Annotated in this window: 16 protein-coding genes and 1 riboswitch; of the genes, 5 read left to right on the top strand and 11 right to left on the bottom strand. The window is 60.6% G+C overall.

Annotated elements, in window-relative coordinates; translation table 11 throughout:
* Positions 1-61: 61 nt before the first annotated feature.
* Positions 62-174, bottom strand: a riboswitch (TPP riboswitch).
* An 83-nt stretch (positions 175-257) separates the two neighbouring features.
* The 10 genes from purT to glyA form a co-directional block, all read right to left on the bottom strand.
* Entirely contained in the window at positions 258-1,439 is a 1,182-nt protein-coding gene (gene purT, locus HCU74_RS11860; RefSeq protein WP_168450632.1) for a formate-dependent phosphoribosylglycinamide formyltransferase, read from the bottom strand.
* A 27-nt stretch (positions 1,440-1,466) separates the two neighbouring features.
* Positions 1,467-1,940 carry a phosphatidylglycerophosphatase A family protein gene (locus HCU74_RS11865; protein WP_168450633.1) on the bottom strand — a complete coding sequence of 158 codons (474 nt, stop codon included), beginning with the start codon at positions 1,938-1,940 and terminating at the stop codon, positions 1,467-1,469.
* A 29-nt stretch (positions 1,941-1,969) separates the two neighbouring features.
* Positions 1,970-2,929, bottom strand: a complete 960-nt coding sequence (gene thiL, locus HCU74_RS11870; protein WP_246864617.1) for a thiamine-phosphate kinase — start codon at positions 2,927-2,929, stop codon at positions 1,970-1,972.
* A 32-nt stretch (positions 2,930-2,961) separates the two neighbouring features.
* Positions 2,962-3,453 (bottom strand): transcription antitermination factor NusB, encoded by a 492-nt coding sequence (nusB, locus tag HCU74_RS11875; RefSeq protein ID WP_428480341.1) that lies wholly within the window; start codon positions 3,451-3,453, stop codon positions 2,962-2,964.
* Between the two features lie 68 nt (positions 3,454-3,521).
* The gene (gene ribH / locus HCU74_RS11880; protein WP_168450634.1) at positions 3,522-3,983 is read right to left on the bottom strand and encodes a 6,7-dimethyl-8-ribityllumazine synthase; all 462 of its coding nucleotides are present in this window, start codon (positions 3,981-3,983) and stop codon (positions 3,522-3,524) included.
* A gap of 40 nt (positions 3,984-4,023) precedes the next feature.
* Positions 4,024-5,151, bottom strand: a complete 1,128-nt coding sequence (gene ribBA / locus HCU74_RS11885) for a bifunctional 3,4-dihydroxy-2-butanone-4-phosphate synthase/GTP cyclohydrolase II (protein WP_168450635.1) — start codon at positions 5,149-5,151, stop codon at positions 4,024-4,026.
* A gap of 1 nt (position 5,152) precedes the next feature.
* Positions 5,153-5,812, bottom strand: a complete 660-nt coding sequence (locus HCU74_RS11890; protein ID WP_168450636.1) for a riboflavin synthase — start codon at positions 5,810-5,812, stop codon at positions 5,153-5,155.
* Positions 5,813-6,952, bottom strand: a complete 1,140-nt coding sequence (gene ribD / locus HCU74_RS11895) for a bifunctional diaminohydroxyphosphoribosylaminopyrimidine deaminase/5-amino-6-(5-phosphoribosylamino)uracil reductase RibD (RefSeq protein ID WP_168450637.1) — start codon at positions 6,950-6,952, stop codon at positions 5,813-5,815.
* The gene (gene nrdR, locus HCU74_RS11900; protein WP_168450638.1) at positions 6,949-7,443 is read right to left on the bottom strand and encodes a transcriptional regulator NrdR; all 495 of its coding nucleotides are present in this window, start codon (positions 7,441-7,443) and stop codon (positions 6,949-6,951) included. The genes ribD and nrdR overlap by 4 nt, the downstream gene beginning before the upstream one ends.
* 202 nt (positions 7,444-7,645) lie before the next feature.
* The gene (gene glyA / locus HCU74_RS11905; RefSeq protein WP_168450639.1) at positions 7,646-8,908 is read right to left on the bottom strand and encodes a serine hydroxymethyltransferase; all 1,263 of its coding nucleotides are present in this window, start codon (positions 8,906-8,908) and stop codon (positions 7,646-7,648) included.
* 165 nt (positions 8,909-9,073) lie between these two features.
* On the opposite strand from glyA, the gene ggt reads away from it, so the two are divergent.
* Complete coding sequence (gene ggt, locus HCU74_RS11910; protein ID WP_168450640.1) at positions 9,074-10,825, top strand: gamma-glutamyltransferase; 1,752 nt, start codon at positions 9,074-9,076, stop codon at positions 10,823-10,825.
* Positions 10,826-10,828: 3 nt separating this feature from the next.
* Here ggt and mutM read toward each other — a convergent pair whose 3' ends face one another.
* Positions 10,829-11,644, bottom strand: a complete 816-nt coding sequence (gene mutM, locus HCU74_RS11915) for a bifunctional DNA-formamidopyrimidine glycosylase/DNA-(apurinic or apyrimidinic site) lyase (protein ID WP_168450641.1) — start codon at positions 11,642-11,644, stop codon at positions 10,829-10,831.
* A gap of 275 nt (positions 11,645-11,919) precedes the next feature.
* On the opposite strand from mutM, the gene HCU74_RS11920 reads away from it, so the two are divergent.
* From HCU74_RS11920 to HCU74_RS11935, 4 genes are all read left to right on the top strand, one after another.
* Complete coding sequence (locus tag HCU74_RS11920; protein WP_168450642.1) at positions 11,920-14,919, top strand: transglycosylase domain-containing protein; 3,000 nt, start codon at positions 11,920-11,922, stop codon at positions 14,917-14,919.
* Positions 14,920-15,024: 105 nt separating this feature from the next.
* The gene (locus tag HCU74_RS11925) at positions 15,025-17,016 is read left to right on the top strand and encodes a hydantoinase/oxoprolinase family protein (RefSeq protein ID WP_168450643.1); all 1,992 of its coding nucleotides are present in this window, start codon (positions 15,025-15,027) and stop codon (positions 17,014-17,016) included.
* Positions 17,017-17,087: 71 nt separating this feature from the next.
* Positions 17,088-19,826 (top strand): class I adenylate cyclase, encoded by a 2,739-nt coding sequence (locus tag HCU74_RS11930; protein ID WP_168450644.1) that lies wholly within the window; start codon positions 17,088-17,090, stop codon positions 19,824-19,826.
* 155 nt (positions 19,827-19,981) lie between these two features.
* The gene (locus HCU74_RS11935) at positions 19,982-21,016 is read left to right on the top strand and encodes an efflux RND transporter periplasmic adaptor subunit (RefSeq protein WP_168450645.1); all 1,035 of its coding nucleotides are present in this window, start codon (positions 19,982-19,984) and stop codon (positions 21,014-21,016) included.
* Position 21,017 lies beyond the last annotated feature (1 nt).

Below are 21,017 nucleotides of genomic sequence, written 5' to 3' on the forward strand. Positions count from 1 at the left end.
GCCGGCTGCATTTGCATTAGTGAACGCGGGGAAAGAGATCGTCTTCAGACAGACGGTATAACGCTGAGGCGACCTTGTTCCCTACGCTGGCATTACCCAGATCAGGTACAACGGGACTCGCTCTGCGATCTCAGCCCATACGCTTCAATGAAGCGGGCACCCCGACAAGACCCCGCCAGTGTAGGCTCATCGACCTGCAAGCGCAAGAAGGGCGGGCCGCCGGCGCGATGTCGCCAGCTTCCCCGACACGGCGCGGCTTAAAGGCTGACAGTCACCGCAGCCACGACACGCTTGGCGCGGTCAACCGCCTCCTCTACGGAGCCGCCACGGGCCAGTGCAACCCCCATGCGACGCTGACCGGACACCTCTGGCTTGCCGAATAAACGCAACTGGGTATCCGGCTCTGCGAGTGCCTTGTCGAGGTTGCCGAAGGCGGTCCGGGTGGACTCACCCTCCACCAGAATTACCGCCGAGGCGGAGGGGCCATGTTGCTGAATATTGGGGATCGGCAGACCGAGAATGGCCCGCGCGTGCAGGGCAAACTGGGGCAGATCCTGGGAGATCATCGTCACCATGCCGGTGTCGTGGGGGCGGGGTGATACTTCACTGAACCACACCTCATCTCCCTTCACAAACAGCTCGACACCGAATATCCCCCAGCCACCCAGGGCCGCGGTAATCGACTCGGCAACCTCCTTGGACTTGGCCAATGCCACCGCCGACATCGGCTGAGGCTGCCAGGACTCGCGATAATCCCCGGCCTCCTGCCTGTGGCCAATGGGTTCGCAAAAACTGGTGCCGTCCCGATGACGAACCGTCAGCAGGGTGATCTCGTAGTCAAAGTCGACAAAGCCCTCAACAATCACTCGCCCCGCACCTGCACGGCCACCTTCCTGGGCATAGGTCCAGGCCCGCTCAATGTCCTCGGCGGCGCGTACCACGCTCTGCCCCTTGCCCGATGAGCTCATAATGGGCTTGACCACGCAGGGCATCCCCACCTCAGTTATCGCCGCGCTGAAATCCGCAAAATTGTCGGCAAAGCGAAAGGGTGATGTGGCAAGCCCGAGGGTTTCAGCCGCCAGACGGCGAATGCCCTCGCGGTTCATAGTGAGCTGCGCGGCACGGGCGGTGGGCACAACATTAAAGCCCTCGGCCTCAAGCGCCACCAGAGTATCGGTGGCGATGGCCTCGATTTCCGGCACGATATAGTCGGGCCGCTCCAGCTCGATCACCCGCCGCAGCTCGGCACCATCCAGCATGGAAAAACAGTGGCTGCGATCCGCCACCTGCATCGCCGGCGCATTGGCGTAGCGATCACAGGCAATCACCTCGACACCCAGGCGCTGCAACTCGATCACCACTTCCTTGCCCAGCTCGCCGGAGCCACACAACAACACCTTGCAGGCGGTGTTACTGAAGGGAGTACCCAATGAAACCATATCAACCTCTCTCGGTTTAACCGCCAATCACATCAGCAGAAACAAACCCTGAATTACAAAAAACGCATAGAACCCGGCGACAACGTCGTCGATCATAATGCCCAGGCCACCGTGCACCCTGCGGTCGAGCACACTGATGGGCCAGGGCTTCCAGATGTCAAAAAGGCGAAACAGGGCAAAGCCCAGCAGCGGCCAATACCAGTCTGATGGCAGCAAAAACAGCGCGATCCACAGGCCGACAAATTCATCCCACACTATGCCTCCGTGGTCGTGCACCCCCAGCGCCTTGGCGGTTTCGCCGCACAGGTAGACGCCGAGCGCAAAGGCGGCCACCACCGCCACAATATAGCTGGCGGTTGGCAGTAGCTGTAACAGATACCAGCACGGCAGCGCCGCAAGCGTGCCAAAGGTGCCCGGCGCTTTGGGCGCCAGACCGCTGCCAAAACCCAGCGACAACAGGTGCCGGGGGTCGCGCAGCATGGTGGGGGGAATGGTTTTCATCGGGTTATCATCTGCCTTAAGGTCTGTGGTTAAAAGTGCTGATAGCCTGCCGCCGGGCTCACTGCCGCGCCATTGCTATCAACGCAGCGAAGCCCGCTATCGGCAACGATCTCTCCCACCTCGGTGATCGCTATCGACAGCGATTGCGCCAGCGCCTCAATGCTATTCCGCTGCTCCGGCGCAGCGGTAAAACACAGCTCGTAATCATCGCCCCCGCTGAGGGCGTAACGCCACGCCACCGGCATACCATCAACCCTGGCAGAGCCCTCGGGATAAAGCTGCCGCAAGGCCGCTGACACCGGCAGCCGATCAACTTCCAGCCGGGCACCGACGCCACTGGCGGTCAATATGTGCCCCAGATCTGCGGCAAGGCCATCGGAAATATCCAGCGCGGCGCTGGCAATACCACGCAATGCCATACCGAGGGCCAGCCGCGGCTGGGGCGAATGATAGCGCTCCAGACAATACTGCTGACTGGCGCTGGCTTGGACAACTGAGAGAAAATCCAGTGCCGCACGAGCATCGCCCACCGTGCCCGAGACAAATATTCGGTCTCCGGGCTGGGCGCCACTGCGCAGCAGGGCCGTGCCACGGGGCGCGGTACCCATCACCTGCAGGGTGATACACAGCGGCCCGCGGGTGGTATCACCGCCGACCAACACCATATCGTAGGCCGCCGCGTCCGCCGCCAGGGCAGCACTGAACTGTTCCAGCCAGGGGGCATTCAGCTCGGGCAAACACAGTGCAAGGGTAAAGGCCCGAGGCTGGGCGCCACTGGCGGCAAGATCGCTGGCACATACTGCCAGCGCCCTTCGCGCCAGCTGTGCAGGGGGGTAATTCGCAGGAAAGTGCACGCCCTCAACAAGGGTATCGACCGAGATCAGCAGCTCTTCACCGGCGGGCACCGAGAGCACTGCGCAGTCGTCGCCAATACCGCGCTGCACCACTTCAGTGTGACGGGACAAAGGTCGGAAGAAGCGCTCGATCATGGCGAACTCCGACAAAGCCGGCGTCGTCATTGTTAAGCAGAGGCGTCCGGTGAAGAGGACTTGCGATTGGCCTGCATCTCGACCTGGCGGTGTTCCGCCGCAACCCGATCCAGCACCCCGTTGATATAGCGGTAGCCATCGGTGGCGCCGAAGCGCTTGGCCAGGTTGACGGTTTCGTTGATTGCAACCTTATAGGGCACATCGATGCGAAACATCAGCTCATAGGCCCCCATGCGCAGCAGGTTCAGCTCAATGGGATCGAGGTCATCCAGCTTGCGGTCCAGCAGGCTCTCAAAACTGGCGTGCAGCTCGCCGAGCTTGGCGGGCACATTGTGCACCAGGTCGTGGAAAAATTGGCTATCCACATTGCGCATATCGTAGTCAGTAAGGAACTGGGCTTCGATCTCATTCAGCGACTGCCGCGCCATTTCCCACTGATAGAGGGCCTGCAAGGCGTAGTGCCTGGCTTTGCGACGGCCTGCGGCCATCTGGTTTTTAACGTGTTGTTCGGAACGCTCAGCCACAGGGGACTCCAGAAATCGTCAAAGAACCGGCACGGGCTTGGGGCCGTGCCGTAAGGTGTATCGGCAGTTTAGATCTGCTTGAGCAGGTTAACCATTTCGATGGCGGACATGGCGGCTTCTTCGCCTTTGTTACCCGCCTTGGTACCGGCACGCTCAATGGCCTGTTCGATGGAATCGACAGTCAGCACGCCAAAGGACACCGGCAGGGAATACTGCATGGAGACCTGGGCCAGACCCTTGGTGCACTCACCGGCAACATATTCAAAATGGGGGGTGCCGCCGCGAATCACCGCACCGAGGGCGATAATGGCATCGTAGTTACCACTGGCCGCGACCTTCTGGCATACCAGAGGAATTTCAAAGGCGCCCGGGGCCCGCACTACTGTGATATCGTCATCGCTGACGCCGTGACGACGCAGGGCGTCCAGTGAACCTTCCAGCAGGCTTTCTACCACGAAGCTGTTCCAGCGGCCCACAACAATGGCGAACTTGCCGGCGACGCCGGTGAATGTACCTTCAATTGTTTTCATGTCATACCCTCTTGAATTCATGTTTGTCGAGCGCGGGGGCTCAGGAGGCGAAATCGTCCGGGCTGACGAACTCAACCACCTCAAGATCGAAACCGGAAATCGCATTGTATTTCACCGGCGCGCCCATCAAACGCAGCTTTCCGGCACCTACATCGCGCAGGATCTGCGACCCCAGACCAATGTTGAAGTAGGTGTTTTGATATTGTGAACTGTCACCCTGCAGGGGGGCCTTCATGCCCCGGGCAATATCCAGCTCGGCCAGAATATCTTCGCCCTTTTCCTGATGGGCCAGCAGCACCAGCACCCCACCGTGATCGGCAATCGCTTGCAGGCTGCGGTTAACGCTCCAGCCACTGGTTGAACCCGGCGGCTGGCTTTGCAGCAGGTCGCGCACCGTAGAGCCCAGATGCACCCGGGCCAGAGTTGGCTGGTCGGGGGTGATTTCACCTTTTTGCACGGCAAAATGGATTTCACCGGCTACAGCGTCGCGGTAGGCGTGCAGGGTGAACTCGCCGAAATCAGTGTTAATCGAGCCGCTGCTCAGTTTTTCAACAGTCTGTTCGTTCAACACCTGATAGTGAATAAGGTCGGCGATGGTACCCATTTTAAGGTCGTGTTGGGCTGCAAATTTTTCCAGATCTTCACGACGGGCCATACTGCCGTCGTCGTTCATAATCTCGCAGATCACGCCGGTTGCCTCAAAGCCAGCCAGACGGGCCATATCACAGGCGGCCTCGGTATGCCCCGCGCGGCTCAACACGCCGCCGGGCTCGGCCATCAGCGGAAAGATATGGCCGGGCTGCACAATATCCTTGGCCGTTGCATTGCGCGCCGCAGCGGTGCGCACGGTGTGGGCGCGGTCGGCGGCGGAAATACCCGTGGACACTCCGGTCGCGGCCTCAATGGACAACGTAAATTTGGTGCCAAAACCGGAGGCATTGCGGTCTACCATCAGTGGCAGTGCCAACTGTTCGCAGCGCTCGCGGGTCATCGGCATGCAGATCAGGCCGCGCCCGTAGGTCGCCATGAAGTTGATATCCTGGGGGCGAACGCACTCTGCCGCCATCACCAGATCACCCTCATTTTCCCGGTCTTCGTCGTCCATCAAAATGACCATCTTGCCCAGACGGATATCCTGAATCAGATCTTCTATTTTGCTAAACGCCATATTATCTCGCCTTCATAAACCCGTTTTCGGCCAGTGTGGCCAGTGTAATGCCGCGGGGGGCAGGCTTCTGCCCCACCTGCAATAAGCGCTCGAGGTAGCGTGCGACCACATCGACTTCCAGATTCACCCGACTGCCTCGAACATAGCCGGTAATAATCGTTTCCGCCGCGGTATGGGGAACAATATTGAGGTCAAAGGTGGCACCTTCAATGCGGTTCACCGTCAAACTCACTCCATCGACACAGATAGAGCCCTTATTGGCGATGTAGCGCGCCAGCTCCTCCGGGGCCTGTATTCGCAGTTGTATCGAGCGGGCATCCTTGCTGCACTCCACCACTTCGCCAACCCCGTCGACATGGCCGCTGACGATATGGCCGTCGAAGCGGCTGGTCGCCGCCATCGCCCGCTCCAGATTCACCCTTTGGCCGATCTTCGCCTGGGCAAAGCTGCTGTGGCTAAGGGTTTCTCTGGAGACATCGGCCCAGTAGCCATCCCCCGGCAGCTCCACCACAGTCAGGCAGACACCATTGGTGGAAATGCTGTCGCCCAGCTTGACCTCAGACATCGGCAGGTCGCGACTGCGAATGCGCACTCGCATATCGCCACCACGCATTTCGATGGCCGCAATATCACCCAGTGCTTCAATAATTCCGGTAAACATCTAGCTCCCCGTATCCGGCTGGCGCAGCGCGCAGTGTATGCGCCAGTCTGCTCCGACCGCACGTATATCCTTGATGACCAGCCCCCGCTGCTGGGCCATGCTGTCCAGGGGCAAGGTCACCAGCGGGCGGCCATTGCTACCCAACAGCGTCGGCGCCATGTAGACAAACCATTCATCGATCAGCCCCGCCTGTGCGAAGCTGCCGGTCAATCGCGCACCGGCCTCCAACATGACTTCGTTGCAGCCGCGCTCGGCGAGCAGCATCAGTACCGGCAATACCGGCATACGGTCATCGCGATCCGGCTCAAGCCGAATCACTTCGGCACCCGCCTGTTCCAGGCGCTGCCGCTTGCTGTCGTCCCGGCTCAGCGTCGCAACAATGACTGGACCACCGCCACTGAACAAACGTCCATCGGGGCTGAGCCGCAACTGGCTGTCCATAATCAACCGCAGGGGTTGCCGGCAGCTGTCTGCGCAATCCAGCTCCCCCGCCAGCATTTCCGGCCTGACCGTCAGCGCGGCGTCGTCGTGCAATACGGTGTCGACACCACTGATAATGGCACAGCTCTGGGCGCGCAAACGCTGAACATCCCGCCGCGCCTCAGGACCGGTGATCCACTGGCTTTCACCCGAGGCCATTGCCGTGCGACCGTCGAGGCTCATTGCCGACTTGGCTCGCAGCCAGGGCCGCCCGCCGACAATTCGCTGAATAAACCCGCGATTCAGCTCCCGCGCCTGATCCTCAAGCAGCCCACTTTCACAGACAATTCCGGCCTGCCTTAGCATGGCAATACCCTGCCCTGCCACCAGCGGATTGGGGTCAGTCATCGCCACCACCACCCGCGCCAACCCAGCCTTGATCAGAGCCTCGGCACAGGGCGGCGTGCGGCCATAATGACTGCACGGCTCCAGTGTGACGTAGGCGGTGGCCCCTCTCGCGGCACCGCCCTCGAGCTTGGCCAGGGCGTTGACCTCGGCGTGACCATCGCCAGCGCGAATATGCCAGCCCTCGGCCAGCACCTTGTCACCCCGCGCAATCACGCACCCCACTCGGGGGTTGGGGCTGGTCGAATAGCGCCCGCGCTCTGCCAGGCGCAGGGCCCGCGCCATCATCTCGCGGTCAACCACGTCACTGCTCATGACTTGTCAGATTGAATCTTGTTGGCAACGATTTCCCGAGGCTCCGCCGACAGGCGATCAATTTCCGCGCGAAACTCCTCAAGATCCTGAAAGCTGCGATAGACACTGGCAAAGCGCACAAAGGCAACGTGATCCAACGCCCGCAGCGCCTCCATTACCAGCTCGCCAACGTCGCGACTGTGCACCTCGCGTTCACCGGTGGCCTGCAAACGCCGCTTCAATTCACTGATCTGGGTTTCAATCGCCTCCACACTGACGGGGCGTTTTTCCAATGCCTTGCGAATACCCGAGCGCAGCTTTTCTTCGTCGAAGGGCTCCCGTGAGCCGTCGGTTTTAATCACCTTGGGCATCAACAACTCAGCGCTTTCGTAAGTGGTAAACCGCTCAGAGCAAGACAAACACTCCCGCCGCCGACGCACCTGCCCACCCTCGGCGACCAGACGTGAGTCGATGACCTTGGTATCGTCAAAACTGCAAAAAGGGCAGCGCATGTGAATGCCTCGGGGCAATAATGGGTGGCAAAAAGTTTAGCATAGACGCTAGACGCTAGACGCTAGACGCTAGACGCTAGACGCTAGAGAGCGTATGACCTCCGGGCCAGGCATCAAGCGCCTCGCCTGTCTTTCCGTTCCAGCGTTTTGCGTCTAGCCATTCTTTTGCGTCTCACGTCCGGCGTTTAGCGTCTCGCCATTCTTACGCGTACACCGGGAAGCGCTTGCACACTTCCAGCACTTTCGCCTTCACTTCTTCAATTTTTGCGCTCGCGTCACCGGCTTCCAATGCTTCCAGCACGTCGCACATCCAGTTGGCCAGATCGACGCACTCCGCTTCTTTAAAGCCGCGGGTGGTCACCGCCGGAGTACCCACGCGCAAGCCGCTGGTAATAAAGGGTGAGCGAGGGTCGTTGGGCACGGCGTTTTTGTTTACGGTGATGTTCGCGGCGCCCAGTGCGGCGTCGGCATCTTTACCGGTGTAGGGTTTGCCGATCAGGTCCACCAGCATCAGGTGGTTTTCGGTGCCGCCGGAAACGATGTTGATACCGCGCTCGATAAAGGTCTTTGCCATTGCCTTGGCATTGGCGACAACCTGCTTCTGATAAGTAATGTATTCCGGTGCCATCGCTTCCTTGAAGCTGACCGCTTTGGCCGCGATCACGTGCATCAGCGGGCCACCCTGGCCACCGGGGAATACCGCAGAGTTCAGCTTTTTCTCAATTTCTTCGTTGGCCTTGGCCAGAATCAGACCGCCGCGGGGGCCGCGCAGAGTCTTGTGGGTAGTTGTGGTCACCACATCGGCAAAGGGCATGGGGTTGGGATACACACCGGCGGCAACCAGACCCGCCACGTGGGCCATATCAACCATCAGGTAGGCATTCACCTTGTCGGCGATTTCGCGGAATTTCGCCCAGTCGACAATGCCCGAATAGGCCGAGAAGCCCGCGACGATCATTTTGGGCTTGTGCTCCAGCGCCAATGCTTCAACCTGGGCGTAGTCGATCAGGCCGGTTTCATTGTTCAAACCGTACTGCACCGCGTTGTAGGTTTTACCGGAGAAGTTGGGCTTGGCACCGTGGGTCAGGTGCCCACCGGCGTCCAGGCTCATACCCAGTACGGTTTCACCGGGCAGCACCAGCGCCTGATAGACTGCGGCGTTAGCCTGTGAGCCTGAGTGGGGCTGGACGTTGGCGTAATCGGCGCCAAACAGCTTCTTGGCGCGCTCGATGGCCAGGTTTTCCGCCTTATCGACGTACTCGCAACCACCGTAGTAGCGCTTGCCCGGGTAGCCTTCGGCGTATTTGTTGGTCAGGGCCGTGCCCTGTGCCTGCATCACTGCGGGGCTGGTGTAGTTTTCCGAGGCAATCAGCTCGATATGCTCTTCCTGACGAACTTCTTCTTCCTGGATTGCTGCCCAGATTTCGTCGTCAAAACCGGCAATTGTCATCTCTTTGTTAAACATGGAACCCCCGCAAGGTCGATACAGGCTGAGAAAAGCCGCGCATTGTACAATATCTGCGCGGTCTGGGCACCGTTTTCACGGTTTTGAATTCACCCCGACTCACTTTGCCTTTGGCCCGACGCCGTGGCACTCTCCTTTCATCCTTTCGATCGGCGAAACTCGACTATGAATGGCAGAATAAAATCTTCCCTGCGCGCACTGTCTGTTAGCGCACTGTTGTGCGCCAGCGTTCCGGCCCTGGCCAGTGACCCACTGATCGTTCCAGAGGCCGCCAGCGGCTTCAGTGAGCGCAAAGCCGCACGCTACGCCAGCGCCATGGCCGTCACCGCCAACCCCCACGCCAGCAACGCCGCTTTGCAAATGCTCCAGCGGGGCGGTTCTGCAGTCGACGCCGCCATTGCGGCCCAACTGGTGCTTGGCTTGGTGGAACCCCAGTCCTCAGGTATCGGTGGCGGGGCATTTATGTTGCACTGGAGCGCCCGCGACAAGGCGTTGACCGCCTGGGATGGCCGCGAGACTGCCCCCGCCGGGATCGGCGAGAACCACTTCCTCACCGAAGAGGGCAAGCCGATGAACTTTTTCGATGCCGTGGTCGGCGGCCACGCCGTCGGGGTACCCGGCGTTATTGCCATGCTTGAGACCAGCCACCGCAAATACGGCAAGCTGGACTGGGCAACATTGTTTAAACCCGCCATCGCGCTGGCCGAAGAGGGCTTTGCCATTTCCGAGCGGCTCTACGCCCTGCTGAGCCGCATGCCGCGGCTCGCGGTCAACCCCGAGATCCGCCAGTATTTTTTTATTGAGGCGGAAGACGGGCTGCAACCCAAACCCGAGGGCACGATACTCACCAACCCCGCCTACGCCAGCACCCTGCGGCGCATCGCCAAAGGGGGCAGCGAGGAGTTCTATCGCGGCGAACTGGCCAAACAGATCGTTACCGCCGTGGCCAATGACCCCAATCGCAGCGGCGCCCTCAGTCTGGCGGATATGTCGTCCTACCGGGCACAGCAGCTCACCCCGATCTGCGCACCCTTCATGACCTACTCGGTGTGTGGTGCCCCGCCCCCCTCTTCCGGCGGAACGACAGTACTGGCCATTCTGGGTATGCTGGACGCCTACACCCGGGAACACGGCACGCGCCTGTGGCAGCACACCTTCATTGAAGCCTCCAAGCTCGCCTTCGCCGACCGCAACACCTATATCGGCGACCCGGCCTTTGTCGATGTTCCCGTAAAAGGCCTGGTCGATCGCGGTTATCTCGCACAGAAAGCTCGCCAAATCAGCGGCAACCGAGCCATTCGCGACCCCAACCCCGGCATTCCCCCCGGAGCCGCCGAGCGCCAGCCCAGCCGCTCGCTGGAGCTGCCCTCTACCACCCACCTGAGTATTGTTGATGCCAGCGGCAACGCGGTCAGCCTGACCAGCAGTATAGAAACCGCCTTTGGCTCACGCATCATGGTCGGCGGCTTTTTATTGAACAACCAGCTCACCGACTTTTCCTTTGCCCCGCGTGATGAGCGCGGCGTTGCCATTGCCAATCGGGTCGAGGGCGGCAAGCGCCCGCGCTCGTCCATGGCGCCGACCATCGTCATGGAGGGTTCGCGCCCTGTCCTCATCACCGGCAGCCCCGGCGGCGCGCGCATTATTGACTATGTCGCTCTTAATATTTATCGGGTTCTCGCGGAGAACACCCCCGTCGCCGATGCCATTGCCGATGGCAATATCGTCGCCATGGGCAACACCGTCGAACTGGAAATCAACCGCTTTGACGACGAATTGAAACCTCGCCTGGAAAAGCGCGGGCACCGCATTGATCTGCGCGACCAGACCAGCGGCCTGCACGCGATCCGCATTCGCCCGGAGGGGCTGGAGGGTGGCGCCGATCCACGGCGGGAGGGGGCTATTCGAGGCTATTGAGCCTCAGCGCTGGCAAGCGGGGCAAAATACCGTGCTGCGCTGGGCCTGGCGAATTTCTTTCAGTACGCCGCGACACTGGGGGCAGGGCAGACCCGCACGGCCATAGACCAGCAGTTCCTGCTTGAAATAGCCGGGCTTGCCGTCACCGCCGACAAAGTCCCGCAGGGTCGTGCCGCCCTGATCGATGGCCCGCTGCAGCACCAGCTGAACACACTCGACCAGCCGTCGATAGCGGGCCAGGCTGATTTTTCCCGCTGCACGATCGGGCCGAATACCGGCCATAAACAGGGCTTCATTGGCGTAGATATTTCCCACCCCAACGACAATGCGGCCATCCATTAATACGGTTTTAATCGCGGCGCTACGCCCCTTCGCCCGCGCCGCCAGGTAATCTCCGGTAAAATCCTCGGAGAGGGGTTCTGGCCCGAGATGACTGAGCAAGCTGTGGTTGCCGACCTCTCCCTCCAGCCACAATACCGCCCCAAAGCGACGGGGATCGCTGTAACGCAACCACTGATCACTATCCAGAGCAAAATCCAGGTGATCGTGTTTTTCTACCGGGGTATTCGGCGCGACAAAATAGAGTCGCCCAGACATGCCAAGATGGATCATCAAACTGCCCTGATCAAACTCAACCAGCAGGTATTTGGCCCGCCGCGAAACCCCCAGCACTTGCTGCCCGCACACCCTCTGGGCGAGATCGACAGGCACCGGCCAGCGCAGGCGGGACTCGCGCACGGTCACCCCGGTAATCACCCGCCCCAGCAAATGGGGGCTGACCCCTCGGCGCACGGTTTCGACTTCAGGTAATTCGGGCACGTCGCTGTCTCTCGGCAAGAAAACCCGAATTCTACTGAGTGGAGTGCCATTTGGAAACGCGTTTAGCGGCGTGATGACACTGCGAAACCGTAGTACTTTCCCCGGCAAAACAAGATGGCGAAATATTCCCGTCCAGCCCTCTATCGCAAGCCTTTGCACTGGATTATGCTCCGCACCACTTTAACCCCGGCACCGCATTCGGGCTTATAAACTGCTATCCTCTCCAGGGTTCAGGTCCTGAACAAACTCCTACGCAAACATTGGCAACCATTATTGTGACTACCCGGAACAAGCTTAAAAAGTCGGTGCTGTATTTCGCCCTTGCAATGTCCCTCGCAGGGGTGGCTGTTGTCGCCATTGAGTATCACACGTCATACTTTCAGTCGCGTTATTTTTCCGCCCTGGCCAAGGACCTTCACTTCGAGTTGCGCGAGGGTGCCGCCGAACATATTCGCTTTCCCCAGCACGGCCCTTACAACATCCAGAACGGTTATACCCGCCTGCCGGTGTTCACAGAGCGCCTGCAAGGCAAGGGCTACACCATCAGCCGTCAGGCGGAGTTCTCTCCGGAGCTGCTGGCCTACGCAAACTGGGGAGGCAATCCACCCTACGCAGTGCCCAGCCAAACCGGCCTCACCATCCTCGGCGACGGCGGCAAAACCCTGTTCGCCGCGCGCGAGCCGGAGTTCGTCTACCGGCACTTCAACGACATTCCACAACTGCTGCTCAAGGCATTGCTGTTTATTGAAAACCGCGAATTACTGACTGAAAAAAGCCCGACAAAGAATCCGGTAGTGGAATGGGACCGACTGATTCAGGCCGCGATGGGTCGCATCCTCCACCCCGGCGAAGGCGGCCCCGGCGGCAGCACATTGGCCACACAAATGGAGAAATACCGCTATTCCCCAGGCGGCATGACCACCGACCATCGGGAAAAGCTGCGCCAGATTGTGTCTGCCAGTGTGCGCTACTACCACTCGGGTGAAACCAGCCGCGACAGCCGCAAGTCCATTGTGCTGTCCTACCTGAACTCAACCCCCCTCTCCGGGCGCGCGGGGCACGGGGAAATTCACGGCATTGGCGACGGTCTCAAGCAGTGGTACGGCATTGACTTCAAACACGCCAACTATGTGCTCACCGCACCCTCAGAGGTAGTTGGCATCGACGAAAAGGCGCGGGTCTTCAAGGCTGCACTGAGCCTGCTACTGTCCCAGCGGCGCCCCTCCCACTATCTGCTTGAAGGGCGGAGCGATCTCGACCAGCTCACTACCAGTTACCTGCGCGTGCTGGCGAACAACGGCATTATTGGCGAAAAGCTGCGCGACGCCGCAATGCGCCAGCCACTGACCTTTGTCGATCGCGAGCGTTTTCTGCCGCCCCCCGCCTTCGTCTCGCGCAAGGCGGTGAACAATGTGCGCAGCGAACTGATGAACATTCTGGGGGTAAACAGCCTGTATACCCTGGACCGTCTCGACCTCACCGCGACCACCACCATTGCCGGAGACACCCAGGCCGAGGTGGGCAATCTGTTGCAGCGCGCGGCGAATCTGGACTATGCCAAACAGTCCGGACTGCTCGGCGAGAAGCTGCTGCGTGAAGGTCAGCTCAGCGCCCTTAGCTATAGTGTGGTGCTCTACGAGCGCACTGCAACCGGCAATGTGCTGCGGGTGCAGACAGACAATCTGGACATGCCCTTTGATATGAACACCGGCTCCAAACTGGACCTGGGCTCAACGGCAAAACTACGCACCCTGATCAGCTATCTTGAAATCATCGAGATGGTGTATTTGAAATACCGCGGCATGCCGCCGGCCGATCTCGCCTTCGCCCGCAACGTCGCCGAAGACCCCCTGCGCCAGTGGACGCTGGAGCGGCTGATCGACAATCCGGGCATCGACCTGAGAAGCCTGCTCGACGCCGCGATGCTGCGCAGCTATTCCGCCAGCCCCGCCGAATCCTTTTTCACCGCCGGTGGCCTGCACAAATTCAGCAATTTCGACAAACTCGACAATAGCCGCGTACTGACCGTTGCCGATGCCATGAATCGCTCGGTGAATCTGGTATTTATCCGCATGATGCGCGACATCACCCGCTACTACACCATGGAAATCCCCGGTTCACGGGAAGTTTTGCTCGACCGGGGCGATCCCCGCCGGGGCGACTACCTGAGCCGTTTTGCCGACCTGGAAGGGAAGATTTATCTCAACCAGTTCTACAGCTATTACCGCAACCTCGACCCCCAGCAGATCATCCAGCGCCTGGCGCAGCGCACCAAGCCCTTTCCCGGACGCCTGACAATGGCCTTTCGCTCGGTAAAGCCCGAGGCAGATCTGGAAGAGCTGGAGCGCTTTATACAACTGCGACTCAGTGCCGACGCTCTGGAGGAAGTCGATATCGCCAAGTTGTATCGCCAGTACGACCCCGAACGCTTCAACAGCAACGACCGCGCCTACCTCGCGCGCATGCATCCACTGGAACTATGGCTGGTCAAGTCGCTGCTCGAGCAAGCGGACATCAGCCACAGCAAAATTGTTGAAGATAGCGCAGCGGTGCGTCAGGACGCCTACGCCTGGCTGACCCGCTCGCGCAAGGCCCGCGCACAGGACCGCAGCATTCGCATTCTGCTGGAACGGGACGCCTTCGTGGGTATTCACCGGCAGTGGCAACGGCTGGGCTATCCTTTCAGCAGTCTGGTGCCCTCCTATGCCACCGCGCTGGGTGCCTCCGCAGACCGCCCCACCGCACTGGCTGAGCTGATGGGTATTATCGTCAACGACGGTGTGCGTGTTCCCCTGCGCCAGATAGACCGAGTCCATTTCGCTCGCAACACACCCTACGAAACAGAGCTGACCATCAACCCACCTGCCGGGCAACGGGTGTTGTCGGTGGAGCTGGCGCAGACCGTGCGCCAGGCCCTCGCCGGCGTGGTGGAAAACGGCACGGCGCGGCGTCTGAAAGGGCTCTTTGTCGACGCCCAGGGCAAACCCGTGCAAGTGGGTGGCAAAACCGGCACCGGCGATCACCGTATGAAATCCTACGGCGCCGGAGGCAGGTTGATAGGCGATACTGCCGTCAACCGCAACGCCCTGTTCACCTTCTATATTGGCGACCGTTTTTTTGGCGTAATTCTCGCCCACGTCGGCGGCAACAAGGCCGAAGGCTTTGAATTCACCAGCGGCCTTGCCACCCAGTTGCTGAAAATCATCCAGCCGGCGCTGACGCCGCTGCTCGCCACCCCGGCGGCGGCCCCGGCAAGCCCCGGCAGCACAAACTGACGTCCCCCGCAGCCCCCGGCCATTCAGCGCCGGGGGCACGCCGGACATGACATCTGCCGATGCAGCCGCGACAATAGGCGTTTTGCTCCTACGCCTGTACACACTATGACTGAAGCCCAAGCCATTTACCTCGGTGTCGATACCGGCGGCACCTTTACTGATTTTGTCGCCGTCAGCGGCGATCAGGTACGTATCCACAAGTGTCTGTCCACCCCCGACCAGCCAGAGCGCGCCATTCTCGACGGCATCACCGCACTGGGCTTGCAAGGCGCCGTAGACGACGGTCGCCTGCACGTGGTTCACGGCACGACGGTCGCCACCAACGCCGCCCTCGAAGGCAAGGGCGTGCGCACTGTGTATATCGGTAATCGCGGCTTCACTGACCTGCTCAGCATTGGCCGCCAACACCGCGCCGAACTGTACAACCTGCTGCCACAGCCCAGCACCCCGCCGGTGCCCCCTGAGCTGTGCCTGGCGGCAGATTGCCGGGTAGACGCCCAGGGTCACGAACTTCGCGCCCTCGATACAGTGGAACTGCAAGCACTGGTTCAACAAGTGAAGCAATGTCAGGCGGACGCCGTGGCAATAAACCTGCTCTTTTCCTTTCTCAATCCCGATGCCGAAATCGCCATTGCCGAGGCCCTGCCGGACACCCTGTTTGTGTCCCGCTCATCGGAGGTACTGCCTGAATACAAAGAATACGAGCGGGGGATGGCGACCTGGCTCAACGCCTGGATCGGCCCTCGAGTGCAGAGTTACCTGAACCGTTTGCAGAAGGCCCTCGGCGACAGCCCACTGTCGGTAATGCAGTCCTCCGGCGGCACCACCGATGCCGCGACGGCGGGGCGGCGCGCCGTCAATCTTTTGCTGTCCGGCCCGGCTGGTGGCCTCGCCGCCGCCCGACACCTGGGCCAGCGACTGGGCCAGCCAAAGCTGATGACCTTCGATATGGGCGGCACCTCCAGTGACGTCGCGCTGATCGACGGCGATATTGCCCTTACCACCGAGGGCCGCATAGGCCCCTATCCGGTGGCCGTGCCCATGGTGGATATGCATACCATCGGCGCCGGTGGCGGCTCGATCGCCTATATCGACGCCGGCGGCCTGCTCCGGGTTGGCCCGGAGTCTGCTGGCGCCAACCCCGGCCCTGCCTGCTACGGACTGGGAGGCACCTCGGCCACTGTCACTGATGCCAACGTGGTGCTCGGCCGCCTCCCCGCCGACACCCGTTTGGGCGGCGGCATGCCCATTGTGGCCGATGCCGCCCGCGCTGCCATCGCCTCCCTCGCCAACGCTATGTCATTGAGTATTGAAGACACCGCCGCAGGGATCATCGCCATCGCCAATGAACACATGGTACGCGCGCTGCGGGTAATCTCCGTTCAGCGCGGCTTCGACCCCGCCGAGTTTGCCCTGTGCTGCTTTGGCGGCGCCGGCGGCCTGCATGTCTGTGATCTCGCCGAGGCACTGGGTAGCCGACAGATCATTCTGCCCCGTCACGGCGGTGTCTTTTCCGCACTGGGCATGTTGCTGGCCCCCCGTGAACGGCAGCTGTCACAGACGGTAAACCAGCCGCTGACGCCGGCACTGGCCGCGACATTGCGCGACTTTCAGGCAGCAATGGCAACGACCGGCCGAGAGCAATTGGCCGCCGAGGGGGTTCACGGCGACCAGATCACCGCCCACACCTCCCTCGACCTGTGTTACCACGGCCAGTCCTATACGCTGAACCTGCCGTGGCAGGAGGATATTCCCGCACTCATCAGCCGCTTCCATGCCCACCATGCCGAGCGCTACGGTCACCGCCTGAACTTGCCTGTGCAGTTAATCAATATTCGAGTGGCGCTGCGCGCTCCCGCCACCCTGACGGCCATGCCCGATCACCGCGGTCCCGGCAAGAGCGAGCCCAACTATTATTCACTGGCGGGTATCGACACACCCGTGCCCGGCTTCGACCGCGAAACGCTGGCGCCGGGGGATTCGCTGACCGGCCCGGCACTGATCCGCGAGCCGGTGGCCAGCTGTTTCGTGCAGACCGGCTGGCGCGCCGAAGTGGATACACAGGGCAACCTCAATCTGCATCGACATCGGGATTAGCGCACTAACAATGACATTCACTGCCGGTATCGCTAAAGTGTAGGAACCCGTTCACACACGCGCCGCCCGCCATGCCCGTCGAGTCTTCCGCACAGTCGCTCTCCGATCTCGCCATAAGTGCGAGCCGGGTCGCCGAGCTGCGCGAGCGCTTCCTGAATTTGAACAAGCAGCGGTTGATGCGCAGCCGCACATCGCTGCAGGATCACCAGCGTATATTGCTCGACCTGCTGCCCTTGCTGTTTCACGTCAACCACCCGATTTTACCCGGCTACGTCAACGCCAGCGCTCCCTGCGGTATCGATGGCTACACCCCCGACGATGCCACCCTCACCCGCGTGCATCAACACATTGCCCGCAGTTTCGACTATCCCTGTCAGGAGCCCCGACAGCCACAGATTCACAGCCTGTTTTTAATGGGCTCCTGCGGCAGCATTGCCCAGTCAGATAGCTCGGACCTCGACGCCTGGCTGTGTCACAGCGCCGACCTGAGCGAACCGGAGCTGACCCTGCTGCGCAAAAAAGCCTGGGAGATCACCTGCTGGGCAGAGTCACTGGGGCTGGAATTGCATTTTTTCCTGATGGACTGCGAGCAATTTCGCCGCGGCAAGCGGGATCGTCTGGACGCCGACGCGGCGGGCACCAGCCAGCATTTTTTGCTGCTCGACGAGTTCTATCGCTCCGCCCTGCTGCTCGCCGGGCGCTATCCCATCTGGTGGCTGGTACCGCCGGAGGCCGAGGAGCACTACGAGGAATACACCGCTCAACTACGGACTGAGGGGCTGGTACGCGACAACGAGTCCATCGACTTTGGCGGTGTCGCCCATATTCCAGCGGGGGAATTTATCGGCGCCGGGGTATGGCAGCTCTACAAGGCGATTTCGTCACCCTATAAAGCCGTACTCAAGCTACTGCTTACCGAGGCCTATGCGCGCAACTTCCCCAATGTCGATCCTATTTCCATCGGCTTCAAGCGCGAGGTGCACCTCGGCGAAAGCGACATCGACAAGCTCGACCCCTATATTCTGATTTACCGCCGATTGGAGAGCTATCTCAGCGATCGCCAGGAACGCGACCGCCTGGAACTGGTACGGCGCGCCTTTTACTTCAAAACCGGGCTACGCCTGTCGCTCAGCACCTCCATGAAACACCAGCAGCGACGGCTGTTACTGGAGCAACTGACCAGCCAGTGGCACTGGCAGCCTGAGCACCTGCTCAATCTCGACACCCGTCACCGCTGGAAGCTTCGCCGAGTCAGGGATGAACACCGCTTTCTCGTGGCTGAACTCACCAACAGCTACCGTTTCCTGCAGGAGTTTGCCGAGCAGAGCCAGCAGAAGGCGCTGATTAACTCCGAGGAGTTGACCCTGCTCGGGCGCAAGCTCTACGCCGCCTTTGAGCGCAAGCGCAACAAAATCGAATGGCTCAATCCGGGCATTGCCCCGGACTTGTCTGAACAGCAGTTGTACTTTCACACTCTGGGTTTTGGCGAACAGCGCCGCTGGGTGGTCAGCGCCAGCGCCCGGCACGATTTCGAAGCCGACGCCATTCTTCAGGAAGACAGTCAGCTCAGCGCCCTGCTGTGCTGGTGCTTCTGTAACGGACTGGTCAAGGACAACAGCCGCCTGCGGCTCAGCGGTCGCCGCGAGGGCATCAGCGAGGAAGACCTCAATCATATGGCCCAGCGGCTGCGCAGCCACCTGCCCAGCCACGTTCCGGCAGGCGACCCGCGGCAGCACGAGGCCTTTGCCCAACCCAAGGTGCCGCTATCCACCCTTTTTTTCCTCAATCTCGGGCAGGATCCACTGAGCCAGCTCAACAGCCACGGTATTACCCAGCACCGCAGCAACTATCCGGTCACCTCGGTGGAAATGGTCTGCATTAACAGCTGGGGCGAGGTGATCGCCCAGAGTTTCAATGGCGAAGATACCCTGCTCGACACATTGAATGCCTACCAGCAGCTCACCGTGGCCGCGGGCAAGGCGCCGCAAAACATCGACGTGATCTGTTTTAACGATCCCAAGGGGCAATTGGTCACCCGCATCGAGGAACTGACCCTCGGCATCAACCGCTGCTTTACCAACACACAGACGCCGCCACGCTATGTCATCAAGCTCAGTAGCGGCTTCCATATTCTGCAAGTGCGGGACGACGAGTTGGATGTGGTGCGGGCAGACAGTTATTCCAGCCTGGTCGAATGCCTGGAACGGGGCCAGGAGCGTTTCAGCCCGATTGTCCTCGACCCCTATTGCGTGCCGGATTCCGCTCTGGCCAGCATCGTCGAGAACAGTCATGGGGAAGACTGCCACCTGTTCTATCACACACGCGATGGCTGGATAGACCTGTTTGTGCGCGATGAACGGGGCTCGCTTAGCTACCGCTCCAGCCCGTGCAGCAACCCCGACCGCTTTCTGGCCCAGCTACTGCTGTTCCTTCTCCACTGCCGACAGGAACAGGGTAATACCCACCAGTTTCACCTCTACGAATTGCGCCAGCATCGCGGCCGCTGGGTCAGCCACCCGCTCAAGCCACCCAAGGTCAGCGGCAGCACGCTGTACATCGAAGCCCACGCGGTTGAGCGGGAAAATGGCCAGGCCAGTTTCGACTTCCGCTGGAACCATCAGTGGATACGCCACAGCGACGAGGGGCCAAAACTTATGCAGCGCCTGCAACAACAGCTGCGCGAACGCTACCCCCATCACGACTACTTCCGTATTGACCGCATTTCGCTGGGTGAAGGCCAGTACGAACAAAGCGCGGTCTATCTGCGCTACAAGCATTATCTCGAAACGTTGCTCAACAAGGAGTATTAAGGCCTGCCGGGGCCTCGACGCCTTTTTGGGTGGATGGCATGATTTCTGCGAGGGGTTCTTCCACCCACGGTGTTAAAGTACTGCGTCTCACTGTTTTCCATCCCGTGCGACCCTCAAGTTTCTGTTTACCGATAGTCGAAAGGAGTCTCTGCCCCATGCTCTCTGCCATGAGCCGAATCGCGTTCAGTCTGGCCATCATCACGGCGCTGTCTGCCTGCGATACCCCGGGAGATTCCCCCCAGTCCGCACGCCCACCCGCAGCGGTAAAAACCCTGCCATTGGCGCCGCGCAAACTTGAAGAGCGCATTCCCGCACTCGGCACCCTGCTCGCACGGGAGTCGGTGCTGATTACCAGCACCGTATCGGAAAAGGTCGCGGCCCTGCACTTTAACGAGGGCGAACAGGTCAAGCGGGGCGATTTGCTCGCCACTCTTGAGCAGGCGGAAGAACAGGCCCAGCTGCGCTCGGCGCGAGCTGATCTGGCGGAACAGGAGCGCGAGGTCAAACGCCTTCAGGGCCTGATTGCCTCTCAGGTGACCGCGCGCAATGAATACGACCAGCGGGTGAGCAATCGCGAGCGCGCCCATGCCCGTATCGCCGAAGTCGAAGCCAAAATCGCCGAACGCACGCTGCGCGCGCCCTTCGATGGCACCACCGGACTGCGCAACCTCAGCCCCGGCGCGCTGGTGTCGGCGGGCGACAGCATTACCACCCTCGACGATCTCAGTGTGATGCGTATGGACTTGCAGGTCCCCAGCCTGTTGCTCAGCGCCCTGAGCGTCGGCCAGAAAATTACCGCCTTTAGCGAGGCACTGGATCGGGAGTTCAGCGCCGAGGTCACTGCAATCAATCCCCGTATCGACCCGGTATCACGCAGCGTCACCGTGCGCGCCCGCCTCGATAATCCTGAGCGCCTGCTGAAACCCGGCATGCTGATGCGCTTGTCGCTGCTAAAAGAACAGCGCGAAGCCATTATTATTCCGGAACAGGCACTGGAGAGCGCCCAGGATTCCCATTACGTGTGGCTGGTCAACGACGAGGGCAAAGCGGAAAAGCGACAGGTCACTCCGGGTTTTCGCCGCGCCGGTGAGCTGGAAATCGTCAGCGGCCTGAACCCCGGCGAGCAGCTGATTACCGAGGGTTTTCTTATGCTTCGCCCCGGCAGCCCCGTCGCTATTCAGGAGGGCTAGG

Source organism: Spongiibacter thalassae, from assembly GCF_012272835.1.
GTDB classification, from domain to species: Bacteria; Pseudomonadota; Gammaproteobacteria; order Pseudomonadales; family Spongiibacteraceae; genus Spongiibacter; species Spongiibacter thalassae.

Bases quoted from the DNA above. Each gene is read 5' to 3' on its own strand.
- ribH (WP_168450634.1), bottom strand. From the start codon at position 3,983: ATGAAAACAATTGAAGGTACATTCACCGGCGTCGCCGGCAAGTTCGCC.
- HCU74_RS11890 (WP_168450636.1), bottom strand. From the start codon at position 5,812: ATGTTTACCGGAATTATTGAAGCACTGGGTGATATTGCGGCCATCGAA.
- ggt (WP_168450640.1), top strand. From the start codon at position 9,074: ATGAATGGCAGAATAAAATCTTCCCTGCGCGCACTGTCTGTTAGCGCA.
- HCU74_RS11865 (WP_168450633.1), bottom strand. From the start codon at position 1,940: ATGAAAACCATTCCCCCCACCATGCTGCGCGACCCCCGGCACCTGTTG.
- ribBA (WP_168450635.1), bottom strand. From the start codon at position 5,151: ATGGCGTTTAGCAAAATAGAAGATCTGATTCAGGATATCCGTCTGGGC.
- thiL (WP_246864617.1), bottom strand. From the start codon at position 2,929: ATGATCGAGCGCTTCTTCCGACCTTTGTCCCGTCACACTGAAGTGGTG.
- nrdR (WP_168450638.1), bottom strand. From the start codon at position 7,443: ATGCGCTGCCCTTTTTGCAGTTTTGACGATACCAAGGTCATCGACTCA.
- ribD (WP_168450637.1), bottom strand. From the start codon at position 6,952: ATGAGCAGTGACGTGGTTGACCGCGAGATGATGGCGCGGGCCCTGCGC.
- HCU74_RS11925 (WP_168450643.1), top strand. From the start codon at position 15,025: ATGACTGAAGCCCAAGCCATTTACCTCGGTGTCGATACCGGCGGCACC.
- purT (WP_168450632.1), bottom strand. From the start codon at position 1,439: ATGGTTTCATTGGGTACTCCCTTCAGTAACACCGCCTGCAAGGTGTTG.
- HCU74_RS11935 (WP_168450645.1), top strand. From the start codon at position 19,982: ATGCTCTCTGCCATGAGCCGAATCGCGTTCAGTCTGGCCATCATCACG.
- HCU74_RS11930 (WP_168450644.1), top strand. From the start codon at position 17,088: ATGCCCGTCGAGTCTTCCGCACAGTCGCTCTCCGATCTCGCCATAAGT.
- glyA (WP_168450639.1), bottom strand. From the start codon at position 8,908: ATGTTTAACAAAGAGATGACAATTGCCGGTTTTGACGACGAAATCTGG.